Raw genomic sequence first — 16,467 nt, forward strand, 5'->3', positions numbered from 1 at the left:
TGATGGATCAACCATGCCTGATACCGATAGTGAAAATACGAAACTAGACAAGTTGCACGCAATACCGCATCCGGTGCTCGACGTCCCGATCGACGAGGATGCCCTGACCGACCGACGCCGTATCGATCTGGTGGTTTTCGGTGTCACCGCCGCCATCGCGATCGGGTTTCTGATCTGGGGTTTCGTCAATACCGCGTCGCTCGCGGCGGCCTCCGGGGATGCGCTGGGCTGGGTGTTGACCAATGCCGGCTGGCTGTTCACCCTGACCGCCTCGGGATTCGTGATCTTCGTGCTGTGGATCGCGATGGGCCGGTTCGGCAACATCCCGCTCGGCCGCGATGACGAGGAACCCGAATTCCGCACGGTGTCCTGGGTGGCCATGATGTTCAGCGCCGGAATGGGTATCGGCCTGATGTTCTTCGGGGTGGCCGAGCCGCTGTCACATCTGGTGACACCGCCGCCGGGCACCGGTGCGGAGGGCAACCCGGAGGCCATTCAGAACGCGATGGCCACGACGCTGTTCCACTGGACCTTGCACCCGTGGGCCATCTACGCGGTCGTCGGCCTGGCCATCGCCTACGGGGTCTACCGCAAGGGTCGCTTCCAGCTGATCAGCGCGGCATTCGAACCGTTGATCGGTGCGCGCGCCAACGGCGGTCTCGGCAAGGTCATCGACATGCTGGCGATCTTCGCCACCCTTTTCGGGTCGGCCGCCTCACTCGGCTTGGGCGCCTTGCAGATTCGCAGCGGTCTGGAGATCGTGGCCGGCATCGGGGCCACGGGTAACGCCATCCTGATCGGCATCATCGCCCTGCTGACATGTGCCTTCGTGCTGTCGGCGGTGTCCGGGGTGGCCCGCGGTATCCAGTGGCTGTCCAATATCAACATGGTGCTGGCGCTTACGCTCGCGCTGTTCGTCTTCATCGTCGGACCCACCATCTTCATCCTGAATCTCATCCCGACCTCGATCGGCAGCTACTTCCAGGACCTGGCCATGATGGCCGCGCGCACCGGTGCCGAGGGTGCCGAGACCGACGCCTGGCTGGGTTCGTGGACGGTCTTCTACTGGGCGTGGTGGATTTCCTGGACCCCGTTCGTCGGGATGTTCATCGCGCGGATCTCCCGTGGACGCACCATCCGGCAGTTCGTCACCGGAGTGCTGCTGGTGCCCAGTCTGGTGTCGCTGGTCTGGTTCGCCATCTTCGGCGGTGCGGCGATCGACGCCCAGCTCGGCGGCACCGATCTGGCCGGGGAAGGCTCCCAGGAGGCGCAGCTGTTCGGGCTGTTGGCCGAGTACCCGATCGCGACCGTCTCCAGCATCGTGGTGATGGTGCTGGTCGCCATCTTCTTCGTCTCCGGCGCCGACGCGGCGTCCATCGTGATGGGCTCGCTGTCCGAGCGTGGCACCATCGAGCCCAGTCGCAAGACCGTCATCTTCTGGGGTGTGGCCACCGGTGCGGTGGCGGCCGTGATGTTGCTCGCCGGCGGCTCGGATGCGTTGACCGGGCTGCAGTCGATCACCATCATCGCGGCGCTGCCGTTTGTCGTGGTGATGATCGGGCTGGCGGTCGCGCTGGTGAAGGATCTGCAACAGGACCCGTTGATGGTGCGCCGGCAGTACGCGGTGGAGGCTGTGCATTCGGCGGTGATCGCGGGTGTGACCCAGCACGGTGACGACTTCGTGCTCGCGGTGCAGAAGGATCCCGAAGCCGAGCGCTAGTCTCGCCTGGTGCGTGTCTACATTCCGGCGACGCTGGAGATGCTGGGTCAGTTGGTAGCCGACCGGCTGATCCATGCCCGCAGCGGCACGGCGTTCGCGGTGACCCCGGCGCTGCGTGAGTCCTACTCCGAGGGTGACGAGGACGAGCTCTCGGAGGTGGCCCTGCGTGATGCCGCGCTGGCGTCGCTGAGGTTGCTGTCGGGCGAACAGGCGACAACCACCGCAGACAATTTGCCGCCGCGGCGGGCCGTTCTGGTCGCCGAGGTGAAGGGTGCGACGGTCCGGTCCGATCTGGACGACGCCGTCGTCCGGTTGGCCGGGCCCGTCGCTTTCGACGACATCATCGCAGCGTATGTGGACAATGCGGCCGCCGAGCAGGCGGTGCGCACCGCGGTCGAGGTGATCGACGAGGCCGACCTGGGTGACGAGGATGCCGAGCTGGCGGTCGGCGATGCCCAGGATCACGACCTGGCCTGGTACGCCCCGCAGGAGTTGCCATTCCTGCTCGATCTGTTGTGACGCAGATCGCTTTCGCCGCCGCCGGAAAATGTGTACGGCGGCGTAACTTACGGTACCGTAGGTTAGCGCGGACGTGAGGAGCACAGGGGCAGTGGCTAAGAGTCAGATCAAGGTGTCGGCCAAAGTGGCCGACACGGTGCGCCCGACGGTCGCCGGCGCCGAACGTCAGCGTGGCTGGCATGCGCTGCGGACCATCGCCGGTCGGATCACCACGCCACTGCTGCCCGACGACTACCTGAAGCTGGCCAACCCGCTGTGGTCGGCCCGTGAGTTGCGCGGCCGGGTGGTGGAGGTCCGTCGGGAGACGGTCGATTCGGCGACGCTGGTCATCAAACCGGGCTGGGGATTCGCCTTCGATTACGAACCCGGTCAGTACGTCGGCATCGGACTGCTGGTCGACGGCCGCTGGCGGTGGCGCTCGTACTCGCTGACCTCGACCCCGGTCCGCAGCGGGCAGGACAAGCGTGGCGCGCGCACCATCACCATCACCGTGAAGGCGATGCCCGAGGGTTTCCTGTCGACGCACCTGGTCGGCGGTGTGGAGCCGGGCACGATCGTGCGGCTGGCCGCACCGCAGGGCAACTTCGTGATGCCCGATCCGGCGCCCGCCTCGGTGCTGTTCCTCACCGCAGGCTCGGGGATCACCCCGGTGATGTCCATGCTGCGCACCCTGCAGCGCCATGACCAGATCACCGACATCGTGCATGTTCACTCGGCCCCGACCGCCGACGATGTCATGTTCGGCGCCGAGCTCACCGCGCTGCACGAGGCGCATCCGGGTTACCGGATGGAACTGCGCACCACCCGCACCCAGGGCAGGTTGGACTTGTCCCGGCTGGCCGAGGTGGTGCCCGACTGGCAGGACCGGCAGGCCTGGGCCTGTGGTCCGGAGGCCATGCTCAACGACGCCGAGCGGGTGTGGGCCGAGGCCGGGATCGCCGGGCACCTGCACCTGGAGCGGTTCGCCGTCAGCAAGGCGGCGCCGCACGGTACTGGCGGCACCATCACCTTCGAGCGCAGCGGCAAGAGTGTGACCGCCGATGCCGCGACCCCGGTGATGGAAGCGGGCGAGAATGCCGGCATCCAGATGCCGTTCGGCTGCCGGATGGGCATCTGCCAGTCCTGCGTCGTCGGCCTGGTCTCCGGCCATGTCCGCGATCTGCGGACCGGGGTCGAGCATGAGCCGGGCTCGCGGGTGCAGACCTGCGTCTCCGCAGCTTCTGGCGACTGTGTAGTGGACGCCTAGCTTTTACTGACAAGTAACCTACGGTGCCGTAGGTTACGCTACCGTAGTGGACGGAAGGAGGACCGAACGAATATGGCTGTTACCGACGTACCGGAATTTGCACATCTGACCGAGGCGGATATCGAAAGCCTGGGCGCAGAGCTCGATGCGATCCGACAGGACATCGAGGACTCGCGGGGGGCGAACGACGCGCGCTATATCCGACGGACCATCGCCTTCCAGCGGGCGCTGGAACTCACCGGCCGAGCGCTGCTCGCCGGCAGCTCCAAGCGTGCCTTCTGGTGGGCGGGAGCCTCGACACTGGGTGTGGCCAAGATCGTCGAGAACATGGAGATCGGCCACAACGTCATGCACGGCCAGTGGGACTGGATGAACGATCCCGAGATTCACTCCTCGACATGGGAGTGGGACATGGGCGGCGCATCCAAGCACTGGCGCTTCACCCATAACTTCATGCATCACAAGTACACCAACATCCTGGGCATGGACGACGATGTGGGCTACGGCCTGATCCGTGTCACCCGCGATGCGCGGTGGAAGCCGATGAACGTCTTCAACATCGTGTTCAACACAGCGCTGATGACGCTGTTCGAATGGGGAGTCGGCTTGCAGCACTTGGAGATCGGCAAGATCTTCAAGGGCCGCGACGACCGCGACGCGACGATCGTCCGGATGAAGGAGTTCGGCGTCAAGGCCGCACACCAGATCGGCAAGGACTACGTGATGTGGCCGGCGCTGACCTCGCTGTCGCCGGGGGCGTCCTTCAAATCCACCGCACGGGCGAACTTCCTGGCGAACATCATCCGCAACGTGTGGGCCAACGCGGTCATCTTCTGCGGCCATTTCCCGGACGGGGCCGAGAAGTTCACCAAGACCGACATGGTCGGCGAGAGCCGTGGCCAGTGGTACCTGCGCCAGATGCTGGGCAGTGCCAACTTCGAGAACGGCCCGGTGCTGCGCTTCATGAGCGGAAACCTGTGCCACCAGATCGAGCACCACCTGTTCCCGGACCTGCCCAGCAACCGGTACTACGACATCTCGATCAAGGTGCGGGCGCTGTGCGAGAAGTACGACCTGCCCTACACCACCGGGCCTTTCCTGGTGCAGTACGGCAAGTCGTGGCGCACCATCGCCAAGCTGTCCCTGCCGGACAAGTTCCTCAAGGACACCCGGGACAACGCGCCGGAGACCCGCAGCGAGCGGATGTTCGACGAGTTGGACGGTTTCGGCGGCACCGACCCCGCCACCGGGAAGCGTCGCGGTTTGAAGACCGCGATCGCCACCGTGCGCGGTGGCTGGCGCAAGCAGAAGGCCGCCGCTTAGCCTTACTGCCGAATGCGCCTCACAGCACCTGCTGTGGGGCGCATTCTGCGTCAGTAGCTCGGCTCGTTGAGGATCACCAGCAGTCGCCGCGCCGCGGCCACCCGTGCCGCGGCCGGGCCGGTCAGGGTGTCCAGCGCACACTCGGGGTCTGCGGGCGGGCCCAGGTGTCCGCACCCGCGCGGGCAATCATCCACGGCGGCAGCAAGATCCGAGAAGGCCTGCACCACATCGTCGGGTTGCACATGGGCCAACCCGAACGAGCGCACCCCCGGGGTGTCGATCACCCAGCCCGCGCCGGCCAACGGCAGGGCCACCGACTGGGTCGACGTGTGCCGGCCCTTGCCTACGCCCGTCACCGAACCGGTGGCCCGGTCCGCTTCGGGCACAAGGCGATTCACCAGTGTCGACTTCCCGACCCCGGAATGCCCGAGCAGCACCGTCACCTTCCCGGTCAGCTGGTCGGCCACCTGGTCGAGCGGATCATTGCGGCCGGCGGTCAGCACGGTCAGGTCCAGATCGGCGAACTGCGCGGCGAACGGCGCGGCATCGGCGAGATCCGATTTGGTCAGACACAGGATGGGGGACAGCCCACCGGTGTAGGCGGCGATCAGGGCACGCTCGACGAAGCCGGTGCGCGGCGGAGGGTCGGCCAGGGCCACCACGACCATCAGCTGATCGGCATTGGCCACCACCACCCGCTCGGTGGGATCGGTGTCATCGGCGGTACGCCGCAACACCGTTCGCCGATCGGCGCGCCGCACGATGCGGGCCAGCGTGTCGGGCCGACCGGACACGTCACCGACGATGCCGACCTCGTCGCCGACGACGATCGGGGTGCGGCCCAGCTCCCGGGCGCGCATCGCCGTGACATTGCGGTCCGGGTCGCCACCCAGCGCGCAACCCCAGCGGCCACGGTCGACGGTGACGACCATCGCGTCCTCGGCGTCGGCGTGTTCGGGGCGGTTCTTGGTGCGCGGCCTCGAGCCCTTGCCTGGGCGCACCCGGACATCGGACTCGTCGTACTCGCGCGATCTCACATCGCGACCAGCATGTCGGCCCACATGCCCGGGAAGTCCGGCAGCGTCTTCGATGTCGTCGCGATGTCCTGCACTTCGACCCCGGGCACCCGCAGCCCGACAATCGCGCCGGCGGTGGCCATCCGGTGATCGGCGTAGGACTGCCACACCCCGCCGTGCAGCGGCACCGCGGTGATCCGCAGCCCGTCGGGCGTCTCGACGCAGTCGCCGCCGAGGTTGGTGATCTCGGTGCGCAGCGCGGCCAGCCGGTCGGTCTCGTGCCCGCGTAGGTGGGCGATACCGCGCAGCACCGATACCGAACCCGGAACCGCCAAGGTCGCCAGCGCGGCCACGGCCGGCGCCAGCTCGCCGATATCGTGCAGGTCGATGTCGATACCGCCGAAGCCCTCGGCGCCGCGGACCTCCAGGTAGGAATCATGCTGCACCGCAGTGACATCGAGCCGTGACAGCAGGTCGAGGATCGCCCCGGACGGCTGGATACTGTCCGCCGGCCAGCGGCTGATGCGCACGGTGCCGGCGGTCACCGCGGCGGCGGCCAGGAAAGGCACCGAGTTGGACAGGTCGGGTTCGATATCCCAGTGCCGGGCGGCGACCGCTCCGGGGGCGATCTGCCACCGGTTGGGCACGCTGTCATCCACGGTGACACCGGCGCTGCGCAGCATCGACACCGTCATCGAGACGTGCGGGGCCGAGGGCACCGACTCGCCGGTGTGCACCACGGTCAGCCCCTCGCCGAAGGTGGTCCCGGCCAGTAGCAGCCCGGACACAAACTGGGAGGATGCCGAAGCGTCGATGTGCACCTCGCCGCCCTTCACCGCACCCCGGCCGTGCACCCGGAACGGCAGCCCGTCACCTTCGATGTCCACGCCGAGGCCGCGCAGCGCATCCAGCAGCGGCGCGATCGGGCGGGCCCGGGCTTGCTCGTCACCGTCGAAGGTCACGGTCTCGGTGCTCAGCGCGGCGACCGCAGGCAGGAACCGCAGCACGGTGCCGGCCAGCCCGCAGTCGATGCGGCTGTCGGCCGCCGGTCCGACCGCCCCGCTCACGGTCAGCTCGGTGCCGTCGCCGGCCACCGTCACCCCGAGCTCGCGGACCGCGCCGATCATCAGGTCGGTATCGCGGCTGCGCAGCGCACCGCTGACGGTCGAGGTGCCCTGAGCAGTTCCCAGTGCGGCCAGTACCAACGCCCGGTTGGTCAGCGATTTCGACCCCGGTACATCCACGGTCGCGTTCACGGGGGTGGTCGTCGTCGGTGCCGGCCAGTTGCTCACGGCCTCTATCCTGCCTGGTATGTGTGGGCGATTTGCGGTGACCACCGACCCGGCGTTGTTGGCGGAGAAGATCAAGGCGCTCGACGAGACGGTCGATGCGTCCGAGAAGGGGACCCCCGACACGGCGCCGAACTCCGCCGCCAACTACAACGTGGCGCCCACCACGACCATCTCCACCGTGGTCAAACGCCATGGTGAGCCCGATGACGAGTCGACCCGACGCGTCCGCTCCATGCGCTGGGGTCTGATCCCGCCGTGGGCCAAGGCCGGCGAGGACGGTGCTCCCGACACCAAGAAGGGCCCGCTGCTGATCAACGCCCGGTCCGAGACGCTGACCACCTCACCGGCGTTTCGGGGTTCGGCCAAGAACAAGCGCTGCCTGGTGCCGATGGACGGCTGGTACGAATGGAAGCCGGGTGTCGCCGAGGGGGCCAAGAAGCCCGCCAAGACGCCGTACTACATGTACGCCGCCGACGGTGAACCGCTGTTCATGGCAGGGTTGTGGTCTGTATGGCGTGCCCCAGAGAGTTCAGGCGCGGACAAGGACAACCCGCCCCTGCTGAGCTGCACCATCATCACCACCGACTCGGCCGCCCAGCTGGCCGATGTCCACGACCGGATGCCGCTGACCATCAGCGCCGCCGACTGGGATCGCTGGCTGGACCCGGACGCCCCGATCGACGAGGGCCTGTTGCGCGGGCACGGCGACCTGGACCGGATCGAGATCCGTGAGGTGTCGCGGCTGGTGAACAGCGTGCGCAACAACGGCCCCGAGCTCATCGAGGCCGTGGCGCACGAGGAGGGCCTGTTTTGACGCTGGGCCCGGTCGTGCTCGACGCCTTGGGAAATGATCTGCGGGTAGCTGGCTACACCGTCGACGGAGTAGCCGCACTGCTGGGACCCGACGCCAACGACGCCCTCGCCCGCGGGGTGTGGTGGCCGGCATTGCGCGCGACGGGCCAGGACGCGTTGTCCACTCTGGTGCGGCTGTTCCTGCTCGGCACGGACGAATCCCGGGAGAACCTGGTGCGGGCGTTGCCGTCGGTGCCGGTGGACGCCCTGCTGGCCGGCGGGGTGCTGGAGGCCGCGGGCACCGCGGTACGCGCGGCACTGGACATCCGCCCGCACAGCGACGGTGCCCACGATTTTCTGGTGGTCTCCGATCAGGATGCCGCGCTGCGCAGCGGGCCGCTGCGGCGCGACCACGTGCTCGGCATCGGCGGGGCGTCCATGTCGTTGGCCCGCGCGGTGCCCCGCACACCGGTGGGGCGGGCACTGGATCTGGGCACCGGTTGCGGTATCCAGGCCCTGCACCTGGATGGGCACTGCGAGCAGATCGTGGCCACCGACACCAACGAGCGGGCGTTGACGTTGGCCGCGGCGACCGCGCGACTCAACGGCATGGACTGGGATCTGCGGGGCGGCAGCCTTTTCGAACCGGTGGCCGGTGAGCGGTTCGACCTCATCGTGTCCAACCCGCCGTTCGTGGTCGGCGCCGGTGGCACCGACTATATCTACCGCGATTCCGGGCTGGCCGGAGATACGCTGTGCCGCAATCTGATCGAACAGTTACCCGATCATCTGGAACCCGGTGGCAGCGCCCAGGTGATGGCCAATTGGATTGTCCGCGGCGATGACTGGCGCGACCGGGTGGCCGGCTGGCTGGCAGGCACCGACCTGCACGCCTGGGTGGTACAGCGCGAACTCGCCGACCCGGTCAGCTATGTGTCGCTGTGGTTGGCCGACGCCGGCGAGACGCCGGATGCCGCGGCACGTCGCGGCGGGGACTGGCTGGACTGGTTCGCCGCCGAGGGCATCACCGGCATCGGGATGGGACTGATCTCGCTGCGCCGCCCCCGCAACGGCGAAACCGCCGAGCAGATCCTGGAAGAGATCACCGGTGCAGACGAAGCCGTCACCGGCGAGGAGGTGGAGGCGTTCTTCGCCCGTCGGGCCTACCTGAGCGACACCCCCGACGACACCTTGCTGGCCTCCCGGCTGTCGACGGCACCGGTTCTGCTGGAACAACATTCGCTGCCCGGACCGGACGGCTGGCAGCAGATCGGTGCGGCAGTGCGCCGACCGGGCGGGCCGGGCGCGGTCATCGGCGTGGACGAGGTGTTCACCGCGCTGCTCGCCGGATGCCGTGGCGAGGTGCCGCTGGGCACGCTCATCGACCTGCTGGCCGCCCACCACGGGGTGGACGCCGACAGTCTGGCCGCCGCCGCGCTCCCCGAGGTGCGGGCGGCGATCGGGCGCGGAATCCTCTATCAGGCCGGGTGACGCAGCGCGGCCACCACGGCATACGACGCGTCGAAGCTGACCGTGCCGTCGGCGGTCACATGGCCGGCCAGCGCGGCGCTGAAGGCCTCGGCCAACTGGATCCGGGTCGGCTCGTCGACGCGGCCGAGGATGTCCACGTGCATCGGCGATTCCGTGGTGACGAACAGCACGGCGTCCTCCAGCGAGCCGAAGGCCCAGCGGTGCGCGTCGTTCTCGATGAAGATCTCGCCGAAGTCCTCGGCCAGCCGGGTGGTGATGACATCCGGTTCGCCCCACTGGTCGGGGCTGTATTCCCCGGCCGGCCGCGGCCCCAACACTTCCAGGATCGGGTCGTAGAACGGATTTTCGACATCGCGCACCCAGGTCGAGAAGCCGAACACCCCGCCCGGCTTGAGTACCCGGGCGACCTCGGCGACCAGCGCGACAGGTTCCACGAAGATGGTTCCCATATTGGACACCACGGCATCGAACTCGGCGTCGGGTAGTCCGGTCGCCGCGGCATCGGCGTCCAGCCACCGCACTGCGTCACCGCCCGGTTTGTCCGCGGCGATGGCCAGCAGCTCCGGTGTCAGGTCCACACCGGTCACCCGGGCCCCGGTCGCGGCGGCGCTCAGCGCGGCCGAACCGGTACCGCAGGCCAGGTCGAGCACCGCGGCGCCGGCCAGCGGATGCAGCCGGCCGACGGTGTCGACGACGCGTGCGGAGATCGGGGAGATTTGTTGCGCGACGGCCTCATACCGTCCGGCAGACCACAGGGACACATCGCCACCCTAACGATTGCCGCGAGTGACCGTGTCGGTACAGCGCCACGCCGTCGCCGATGACACTCGGCGGTCGCTCGGCGTCGCGCTCAGTTCAGCAGGTCCAGCACGGCCGGGGTCACCTCGTCGACGTCGGCGGCGAAATCGTCGTGCTTGTCGACATAACGCGCGACGAATGGGCACACCGGCACGATGCGGAGCCCGGCTCCCGACGTCTCGGTCAGGGCCGCGCGAATCAGCTTGGAGGCCAGCCCCTTACCGCCGAACTTGTCACCGATCTCGGTGTGGTGGAAGATCCGCTGCCCGGCGTGGTCTCGGTATTCGGCGAAACCCGCCAACTCGTCACCTTCGCAGATCTCGAACCGGTTCAGCGCGGGGGCGTGGCGTACGGCGTCCATGACTCCACTATGCAGTCAGGCCAGGATGTCGGCGGTCACCGCGGCGGTCAGGCGCACCAGATCCGCCGGGACCAGCGCCACATCCCAGCCGCGTTTCCCGGCGCTGCACAGCACCCGGTCCCAGGCCAGCGCGGAGGCGTCCACCACCGTCGGCAGCGCCTTGCGCTGGCCCAGCGGGGAGATACCGCCGAGCACGTAACCGGTGGAGCGCTCGGCGGCGGCCCGGTCGGCCATCGTCGCCTTGGCGACACCGAGGGCCGCCGCGGCGGCCTTGAGCGACAGTTTCGCGGGCACCGGCAGCACCGCCACAGCCAGCCCGTGCGGCACCGCGAGCACCAGGGTCTTGAAGATCTGCTCGGCGACCAGACCGTGCGCATCGGCCAGCGCGGCGACGGCCTCGTCACCGAAGGACTCGGCCCGCGGGTCGTGGTGATAACGCAGGATCTCGTGTTCGGCGCCGTCGGCGACGAGGGTGGCGATGGCCGGGGTGGCTGCACGTGGCACCGGCCCAGACTAGTGCGGGAATTTCGCGGGCCGGACCTGTCGTTGTTGCAGGCACGACGGCCCAGACCGGGGCTTGTCGGTCATTGCCTTTAGGATCGTCAGATAGGGGATTTTGGTGCCAACGGCCTGCCTGGAACGTCCGGTGCTCACACTGGAGTGGTTCGGTGGTGCCGCGACAGAAGGGACGGTGTCTCCCGCAATGACCGATATCGACGAACTGGCTCCCGCGCCGGCCGAAGAGACCGACGCCGAGCTGACCGCACGCTTCGAGCGTGACGCCATCCCGCTGCTCGACCAGCTCTACGGTGGCGCGCTGCGGATGACCCGCAATCCCGCCGATGCCGAGGACCTGCTGCAGGAGACCATGGTCAAGGCCTACGCCGGGTTCCGCTCGTTCCGGGCCGGGACCAACCTCAAGGCGTGGCTGTACCGCATCCTGACCAACACCTACATCAACAGCTACCGCAAGAAGCAGCGGCAGCCGGCCGAGTACCCGACCGACGAGATCACCGACTGGCAGCTGGCGTCCAACGCCGAGCATTCGTCGACCGGTCTGCGGTCTGCCGAGGTCGAGGCGCTGGAGGCACTTCCGGACACCGAGATCAAGGCGGCCCTGCAGGCGCTGCCCGAGGAGTTCCGGATGGCCGTCTACTACGCCGATGTCGAGGGGTTCCCGTACAAGGAGATCGCCGAGATCATGGACACGCCGATCGGCACGGTGATGTCGCGTCTGCACCGCGGCAGGAAACAATTGCGTGAGTTGTTGTCCGACGTGGCCAGGGATCGCGGATTCCTGCGAGGTCAGCAGCTGGATGAGCCCGAGGAGGTGTCGTCGTGACCGACGGCCGTGACCCGAATCTCGATGACGAGCGTTGGACCCCGCCGGTCGGGCCGATCGACCCCGACCATCCCGAGTGTGCGGCCGTCATCGCCGAGGTGTGGACTCTGCTGGACAGCGAGTGCACCGCCGAGACCCGCGACAGGCTCCAGCACCATCTCGACGAGTGCCCCGCCTGTTTGCAGCACTACGGCATCGAAGAGCGCGTCAAGACGCTCATCGCCACCAAATGCAGTGGTGAGAAGGCCCCCGAAGGGTTGCGCGCCCGGCTGCGGCTGGAGATCAGCAAGACCACCATCATCCGGGGCTGAATTCGCGGCACCACCGCGGTGGCTGAACGCGCCGCAGACCCCGAACGACAACCGCCCGGGCTCTCTGGTGAGAGCGCGGGCGGTTTGTTACGTAGAAGGCGTGTCAGGCGTTGGGACGACGGCCGTGGTTGGCCTTCGAGTGCTTACGATCGCGCTTCTTGCGGCCACGCTTGGCCATGGTGAACCTCCGAGTCAGATGAATGCTTTGACTACCAGTGTCTCATGCCGCGGGGACTGCTTTTTCCAGCTGGGTGTGCGATGGGGTGGACTGCATTGTGGTTCGATATAGGCCGGTAGCCAGACAGTGAGTGGGGTGAAGATGGCCGAGGATGTTCGCGCCGAGATCGTGGCCAGCGTGCTGGAGGTCGTGGTCCGTAAGGGTGACCAGATCGGTGCGGGCGACACCGTCGTGCTGCTGGAGTCCATGAAGATGGAGATCCCGGTGCTGGCCGAGGTCGCCGGCACCGTCACCGAGGTGAGCGTCGCGGTGGGTGACGTCATCCAGGCCGGTGACCTCATCGCGGTGATCAGCTAACCGGTACCGACCCATGTCGACCCTCGGCGACCTGCTTGCCGAGCACACCGTGCTGCCCGGCAATGCCGTCGACCATCTGCACGCCGTGGTGGGGGAGTGGCAGCTGCTGGCCGATCTGTCGTTCGCCGACTACCTGATGTGGGTGCAAAGCGACGACGACGTGCTGGTGTGTGTGGCCCAGGTACGGCCCAACACTGCCCCGACGGTGCTGCTCAGCGATGCGGTGGGCACGCTCTCCAATGCCGCCGAGATGCCGGTGGTGGGCGTGGCCTTCGCCTCCGGTGCGATCGGGCGGGAAAGCGATGCCGGCCGGGCCGGGTCCGGGGACGCACTGTGGCTCAACGTCGAGGCGGTGCCGGTCCGGCATTCCGACCGGGTGGTCGCGGTGCTCACCCACCAGACCGCGCTGGCGGACCGTCGCAAGTCCAGCCCGCTGGAGCGCGCCTACATCGACTGCGCGCGCGATCTGTTGCGGATGCTCAGCGAGGGCACCTTCCCCAATGTGGGTGACGCCGCGATGTCGCGGTCCAGCCCGCGGGTGGGGGACGGTTTCATCCGGCTCGACGTGTCCGGTGACGTCACCTTCGCCAGCCCCAACGCGCTGTCGGCGTATCACCGGATGGGGCTGAATGCCGAGCTGGAGGGTCACAACCTGATCGGGGTCACCCGGCCGTTGATGTCGGATCCGTTCGAGGCCCAGGAGCTGGCCAACCATCTGCGTATCTCGGTGGCCGGCGGCGCCAGCACCCGGATGGAACTCGACGCCGGTGGCGCGGCCGTGCTGCTGCGCACCATTCCGCTGCTCACCAGTGGGGAGCCGGCCGGTGCGGCGGTGCTCATCCGCGATGTCACCGAGATCAAGCGCCGCGACCGCGCCCTGCTGTCCAAGGACGCGACCATCCGCGAGATCCACCACCGGGTGAAGAACAACCTGCAGACCGTCGCCGCACTGCTGCGGTTGCAGGCCCGACGCACCAACAATGCCGAGGGACGGGAGGCCCTCATCGAGTCGGTGCGGCGGGTGTCGTCGATCGCCCTGGTGCACGACGCGTTGTCGATGTCGGTCGACGAGGAGGTCAATCTCGACGAGGTCGTCGACCGGATCGTGCCGATCATGAACGATGTCGCCTCGGTGGACACCCCGATCCGGATCACCCGCCAGGGTGACCTCGGCGTGCTCGACGCCGACCGCGCGACCGCGCTGATCATGGTGATCACCGAACTGGTCCAGAACGCGTTGGAGCACGCCTTCGACGGCGATGTGTCCAAGGGTTCGGTCACCATCCGCGCCGAACGGTCGGCACGCTGGCTCGACGTGGTGGTCCACGACGACGGCCGCGGCTTGCCCGAGGGTTTCAGTCTGGAGAAGTCCGACCGGCTCGGCCTGCAGATCGTGCGCACCCTGGTGTCGGCCGAACTCGACGGCTCACTGGGGATGCACGATGTCGCCACCGGCGGCACCGATGTGGTGCTGCGGGTGCCGATCGGTCGTCACCGCCGGATGCCGATCTGAGCCCATCTTTGGGTTCAAATGTGATGTGGCGCACAGTAACTGGCTCTTCAAAGACTGCGGCCCCGACATTGCTGTCGGGGCCGCAGTCTTCGAGTCGGTGGTGACTAGACGCTGCTGCGGGCCTTCGTCCGCGCGTTGCGCCGCTTGAGCGCGCGACGCTCGTCCTCGCTCATGCCGCCCCACACGCCGGCATCCTGGCCCGACTCCAGCGCCCAGCTCAGGCACTCGGTGGTCACCGGGCAACGGTTGCAGACGAGCTTCGCATCAGCGATCTGGGCGAGGGCCGGGCCACTGTTCCCCACGGGGAAGAACAGTTCCGGATCCTCGTCGCGACAGACCGCCTTGTGACGCCAATCCATAGCTTCCAACTCCTAGTCAGGTCTTAGCCCGTGCGCCACAAAGACGCCCTAGCTATTGTTCTTCGGCTGTTAACGCGCGCACACAAATGTTTCTGCGCTGTTGCATACGATGCTTTCACAGGCTGAACAGATGTCAATAGAACTGCGTTAACACGTGGGCAATGTCACTGCGCTACCGGGTTACCGGTCCACTCACCCGTTTGTACTACACTCAGATCCACTTGCGCTCTAAATTTCTTGCTCTCACAGCAAGCTCGCAGGTCAAGCCCTTCTCAAGCCTGTTTAACGGCCGGTGCGACCACGCCGATCGCATCCGGAACCGAGGCAAAAGTCATCGTCTGACGCAAACCGATGTAATCCCCGTCGATCTGGCACGCCACCGGTGTGTCGCTGCTCACCCGCAGCCACGGCAGGTCGTCTTCGCGGATCAGATGGCGCGCGGTGATGTCCGGTTTGGCCGACATCATCCGCCGGACCAGACCGAGATTGGCCCACACGTTCATGCTCGTGATGGCGAACACCCCGAGCCCGGTGTCGAAGGTGGTGTCCGGGTTGGTCCACACCGGCCGGGTGTTGGCGTAGGTCCACGGGCTGGAGTTGGAGACGAACGCGAAGTGCACCCCCGGCACCGGTTCGCGGCCCGGCAGTTCGACGGTCAGCTGCGGTTCCCGTCGGGCGCTGGACAGCATCTCGCGGATGGCGACCCGGATGTAGCGCGATGCGGTCACCTTGCGGCCCTTGGCCCGTTGGGCCTCCACCGCCGCCACCACGTCCCCGTCGACACCCATGCCTGCGGTGAACACTCCCCAGCGTTCCCCGCAGTTCATCAGCCCGATCCGTCGCCACGGGGTCCCGCGGCGGTGCTCGCCGAGCAGGTCGACGACCTGGTTGGTGGCCTCGATGGGATCGGGGCTGATGCCGAGCGAACGGGCGAACACGTTGGCCGACCCGCCGGGCACCACGCCCACGGCAGGGGTGTGGGACGACCCTTCTGCCAGCACCCCGTTGACCACCTCGTTCACCGTGCCGTCGCCGCCGTGCACGATCAGCACATCGGTCCCGTCGCGGGCGGCCTGGGCACCGATCTCGATGGCATGGCCGCGGTGGTCGGTGTGCACCACGGTCAGCTCGACCTGGCTCTCCAGCGCGTGGGCCAGCAGATCACGGCCCGCCGGGGTCGTCGAGGTCGCGTTCGGGTTGACGATCAGGACGGCACGCACGGGGTATCAGCCTAACCGCGAATCGGGGCGCGGCGCACCGAGTGTCGAAACCCCGGGTGACCGGACGGGTTCGTGACGATGATCACTCGATGAACAGTTGAGCCGTCGATGTCGTTGGTGCGCAAGTCTATTCAGACCGCAGCGTTGGCCAGCAGCGGTGGGCACGCACCGTGGAGGTCAGTGGCCAGCTCGAAATGCCAGGTCTCGTTGGCGTAGATCTGGCACAGCCCGAACCGCGGGCCGTTGGCGGTCATCCACTGCGCCGCACCCGCACCGCCGATGTCGACGGCCGCGCCGACCACATGGCGGGAATGTTCCGGCAGCTGGACGTACTGGCGGGCGGCCGCGAAACTGCCGTAGGTCAGGATCGCGTCCTCCAACAACTGACGCTGGAACTCCGGTGTGCGCCAGCCCGAGGTGACGGTGACCTCGACACCCTCGGTGGCGGCCGCCGTCGTGGCGTTCTGCAGCGCGTGCAGTAGCGCCGGATCCAGCCGGCCGATCTCGGGATCGGCCACGTCGAAGGCGGTGCGCGCCTGCGTCGGCTGCTCGGCGGGCTCGGCGTGCGCGACGGGTGCGGTCAGGGCGGCCACCAGGGCCAGCGCGCTCGCCGTCAACACCATCCGCAT

The 16,467-nt window shown here is 67.7% G+C and carries 19 protein-coding genes; 10 read left to right on the plus strand and 9 right to left on the minus strand.

All coding sequences use genetic code 11. The annotated features are described in order from the left end of the window. Positions 1-13 precede the first annotated feature (13 nt). From ACLBYA_RS15730 to ACLBYA_RS15745, 4 genes are all read left to right on the plus strand, one after another. A complete protein-coding gene (locus ACLBYA_RS15730) occupies positions 14-1,720 on the plus strand; it encodes a BCCT family transporter (RefSeq protein WP_447710342.1) in 1,707 nt (568 codons plus the stop codon). A 6-nt stretch (positions 1,721-1,726) separates the two neighbouring features. After that, the gene (locus ACLBYA_RS15735) at positions 1,727-2,239 is read left to right on the plus strand and encodes a DUF6912 family protein (RefSeq protein ID WP_447710412.1); all 513 of its coding nucleotides are present in this window, start codon (positions 1,727-1,729) and stop codon (positions 2,237-2,239) included. Between the two features lie 91 nt (positions 2,240-2,330). Further along, positions 2,331-3,485, plus strand: a complete 1,155-nt coding sequence (locus ACLBYA_RS15740; protein WP_447710343.1) for a ferredoxin reductase — start codon at positions 2,331-2,333, stop codon at positions 3,483-3,485. Between the two features lie 72 nt (positions 3,486-3,557). Then, positions 3,558-4,808, plus strand: coding sequence for a fatty acid desaturase family protein (locus ACLBYA_RS15745; RefSeq protein ID WP_447710344.1), 1,251 nt, complete (start codon positions 3,558-3,560; stop codon positions 4,806-4,808). 50 nt (positions 4,809-4,858) lie between these two features. Here ACLBYA_RS15745 and rsgA read toward each other — a convergent pair whose 3' ends face one another. Together rsgA and aroA are read right to left on the minus strand one after the other, a co-directional pair. After that, complete coding sequence (rsgA, locus tag ACLBYA_RS15750; RefSeq protein ID WP_447710345.1) at positions 4,859-5,845, minus strand: ribosome small subunit-dependent GTPase A; 987 nt, start codon at positions 5,843-5,845, stop codon at positions 4,859-4,861. Then, on the minus strand, positions 5,842-7,125 hold the full coding sequence (aroA, locus tag ACLBYA_RS15755; protein ID WP_447710413.1) for a 3-phosphoshikimate 1-carboxyvinyltransferase: 1,284 nt from the start codon (positions 7,123-7,125) through the stop codon (positions 5,842-5,844). Before aroA ends, rsgA begins: the two co-directional genes overlap by 4 nt. 10 nt (positions 7,126-7,135) lie before the next feature. Between aroA and ACLBYA_RS15760 the strand changes: the two genes are divergently transcribed. Continuing rightward, positions 7,136-7,930, plus strand: a complete 795-nt coding sequence (locus ACLBYA_RS15760; RefSeq protein ID WP_447710346.1) for an SOS response-associated peptidase — start codon at positions 7,136-7,138, stop codon at positions 7,928-7,930. After that, the gene (locus ACLBYA_RS15765) at positions 7,927-9,399 is read left to right on the plus strand and encodes a DUF7059 domain-containing protein (protein ID WP_447710347.1); all 1,473 of its coding nucleotides are present in this window, start codon (positions 7,927-7,929) and stop codon (positions 9,397-9,399) included. Before ACLBYA_RS15760 ends, ACLBYA_RS15765 begins: the two co-directional genes overlap by 4 nt. On the opposite strand, the gene ACLBYA_RS15770 is transcribed toward ACLBYA_RS15765, so the two are convergent. From ACLBYA_RS15770 to ACLBYA_RS15780, 3 genes are all read right to left on the minus strand, one after another. Continuing rightward, positions 9,387-10,160 (minus strand): class I SAM-dependent methyltransferase, encoded by a 774-nt coding sequence (locus ACLBYA_RS15770; protein ID WP_447710348.1) that lies wholly within the window; start codon positions 10,158-10,160, stop codon positions 9,387-9,389. The two genes, ACLBYA_RS15765 and ACLBYA_RS15770, sit on opposite strands and share 13 nt — an antisense overlap. 89 nt (positions 10,161-10,249) lie before the next feature. Further along, the gene (locus ACLBYA_RS15775) at positions 10,250-10,558 is read right to left on the minus strand and encodes a GNAT family N-acetyltransferase (RefSeq protein ID WP_447710349.1); all 309 of its coding nucleotides are present in this window, start codon (positions 10,556-10,558) and stop codon (positions 10,250-10,252) included. A 15-nt stretch (positions 10,559-10,573) separates the two neighbouring features. Continuing rightward, entirely contained in the window at positions 10,574-11,062 is a 489-nt protein-coding gene (locus ACLBYA_RS15780; RefSeq protein WP_447710350.1) for a YbaK/EbsC family protein, read from the minus strand. A gap of 199 nt (positions 11,063-11,261) precedes the next feature. Between ACLBYA_RS15780 and ACLBYA_RS15785 the strand changes: the two genes are divergently transcribed. Then, positions 11,262-11,900, plus strand: a complete 639-nt coding sequence (locus ACLBYA_RS15785) for a sigma-70 family RNA polymerase sigma factor (protein WP_447710414.1) — start codon at positions 11,262-11,264, stop codon at positions 11,898-11,900. After that, complete coding sequence (gene rsrA, locus ACLBYA_RS15790; RefSeq protein WP_447710351.1) at positions 11,897-12,211, plus strand: mycothiol system anti-sigma-R factor; 315 nt, start codon at positions 11,897-11,899, stop codon at positions 12,209-12,211. Before ACLBYA_RS15785 ends, rsrA begins: the two co-directional genes overlap by 4 nt. Before the next feature lie 103 nt (positions 12,212-12,314). Here rsrA and ACLBYA_RS15795 read toward each other — a convergent pair whose 3' ends face one another. Beyond that, complete coding sequence (locus ACLBYA_RS15795) at positions 12,315-12,389, minus strand: 50S ribosomal protein bL37 (RefSeq protein WP_085976028.1); 75 nt, start codon at positions 12,387-12,389, stop codon at positions 12,315-12,317. 141 nt (positions 12,390-12,530) lie between these two features. On the opposite strand from ACLBYA_RS15795, the gene ACLBYA_RS15800 reads away from it, so the two are divergent. After that, positions 12,531-12,746 carry a biotin/lipoyl-binding carrier protein gene (locus ACLBYA_RS15800; RefSeq protein ID WP_447710415.1) on the plus strand — a complete coding sequence of 72 codons (216 nt, stop codon included), beginning with the start codon at positions 12,531-12,533 and terminating at the stop codon, positions 12,744-12,746. A gap of 13 nt (positions 12,747-12,759) precedes the next feature. Then, positions 12,760-14,259 (plus strand): sensor histidine kinase, encoded by a 1,500-nt coding sequence (locus ACLBYA_RS15805; protein WP_447710352.1) that lies wholly within the window; start codon positions 12,760-12,762, stop codon positions 14,257-14,259. A 104-nt stretch (positions 14,260-14,363) separates the two neighbouring features. Here ACLBYA_RS15805 and whiB1 read toward each other — a convergent pair whose 3' ends face one another. From whiB1 to ACLBYA_RS15820, 3 genes are all read right to left on the minus strand, one after another. Next, positions 14,364-14,618, minus strand: a complete 255-nt coding sequence (gene whiB1 / locus ACLBYA_RS15810; RefSeq protein ID WP_019514677.1) for a transcriptional regulator WhiB1 — start codon at positions 14,616-14,618, stop codon at positions 14,364-14,366. A gap of 272 nt (positions 14,619-14,890) precedes the next feature. Further along, positions 14,891-15,838 (minus strand): diacylglycerol/lipid kinase family protein, encoded by a 948-nt coding sequence (locus ACLBYA_RS15815; RefSeq protein ID WP_447710353.1) that lies wholly within the window; start codon positions 15,836-15,838, stop codon positions 14,891-14,893. Positions 15,839-15,969: 131 nt separating this feature from the next. Then, positions 15,970-16,467 carry a M15 family metallopeptidase gene (locus ACLBYA_RS15820; RefSeq protein ID WP_447710354.1) on the minus strand — a complete coding sequence of 166 codons (498 nt, stop codon included), beginning with the start codon at positions 16,465-16,467 and terminating at the stop codon, positions 15,970-15,972.

The organism is Mycobacterium sp. C31M (assembly GCF_053345865.1).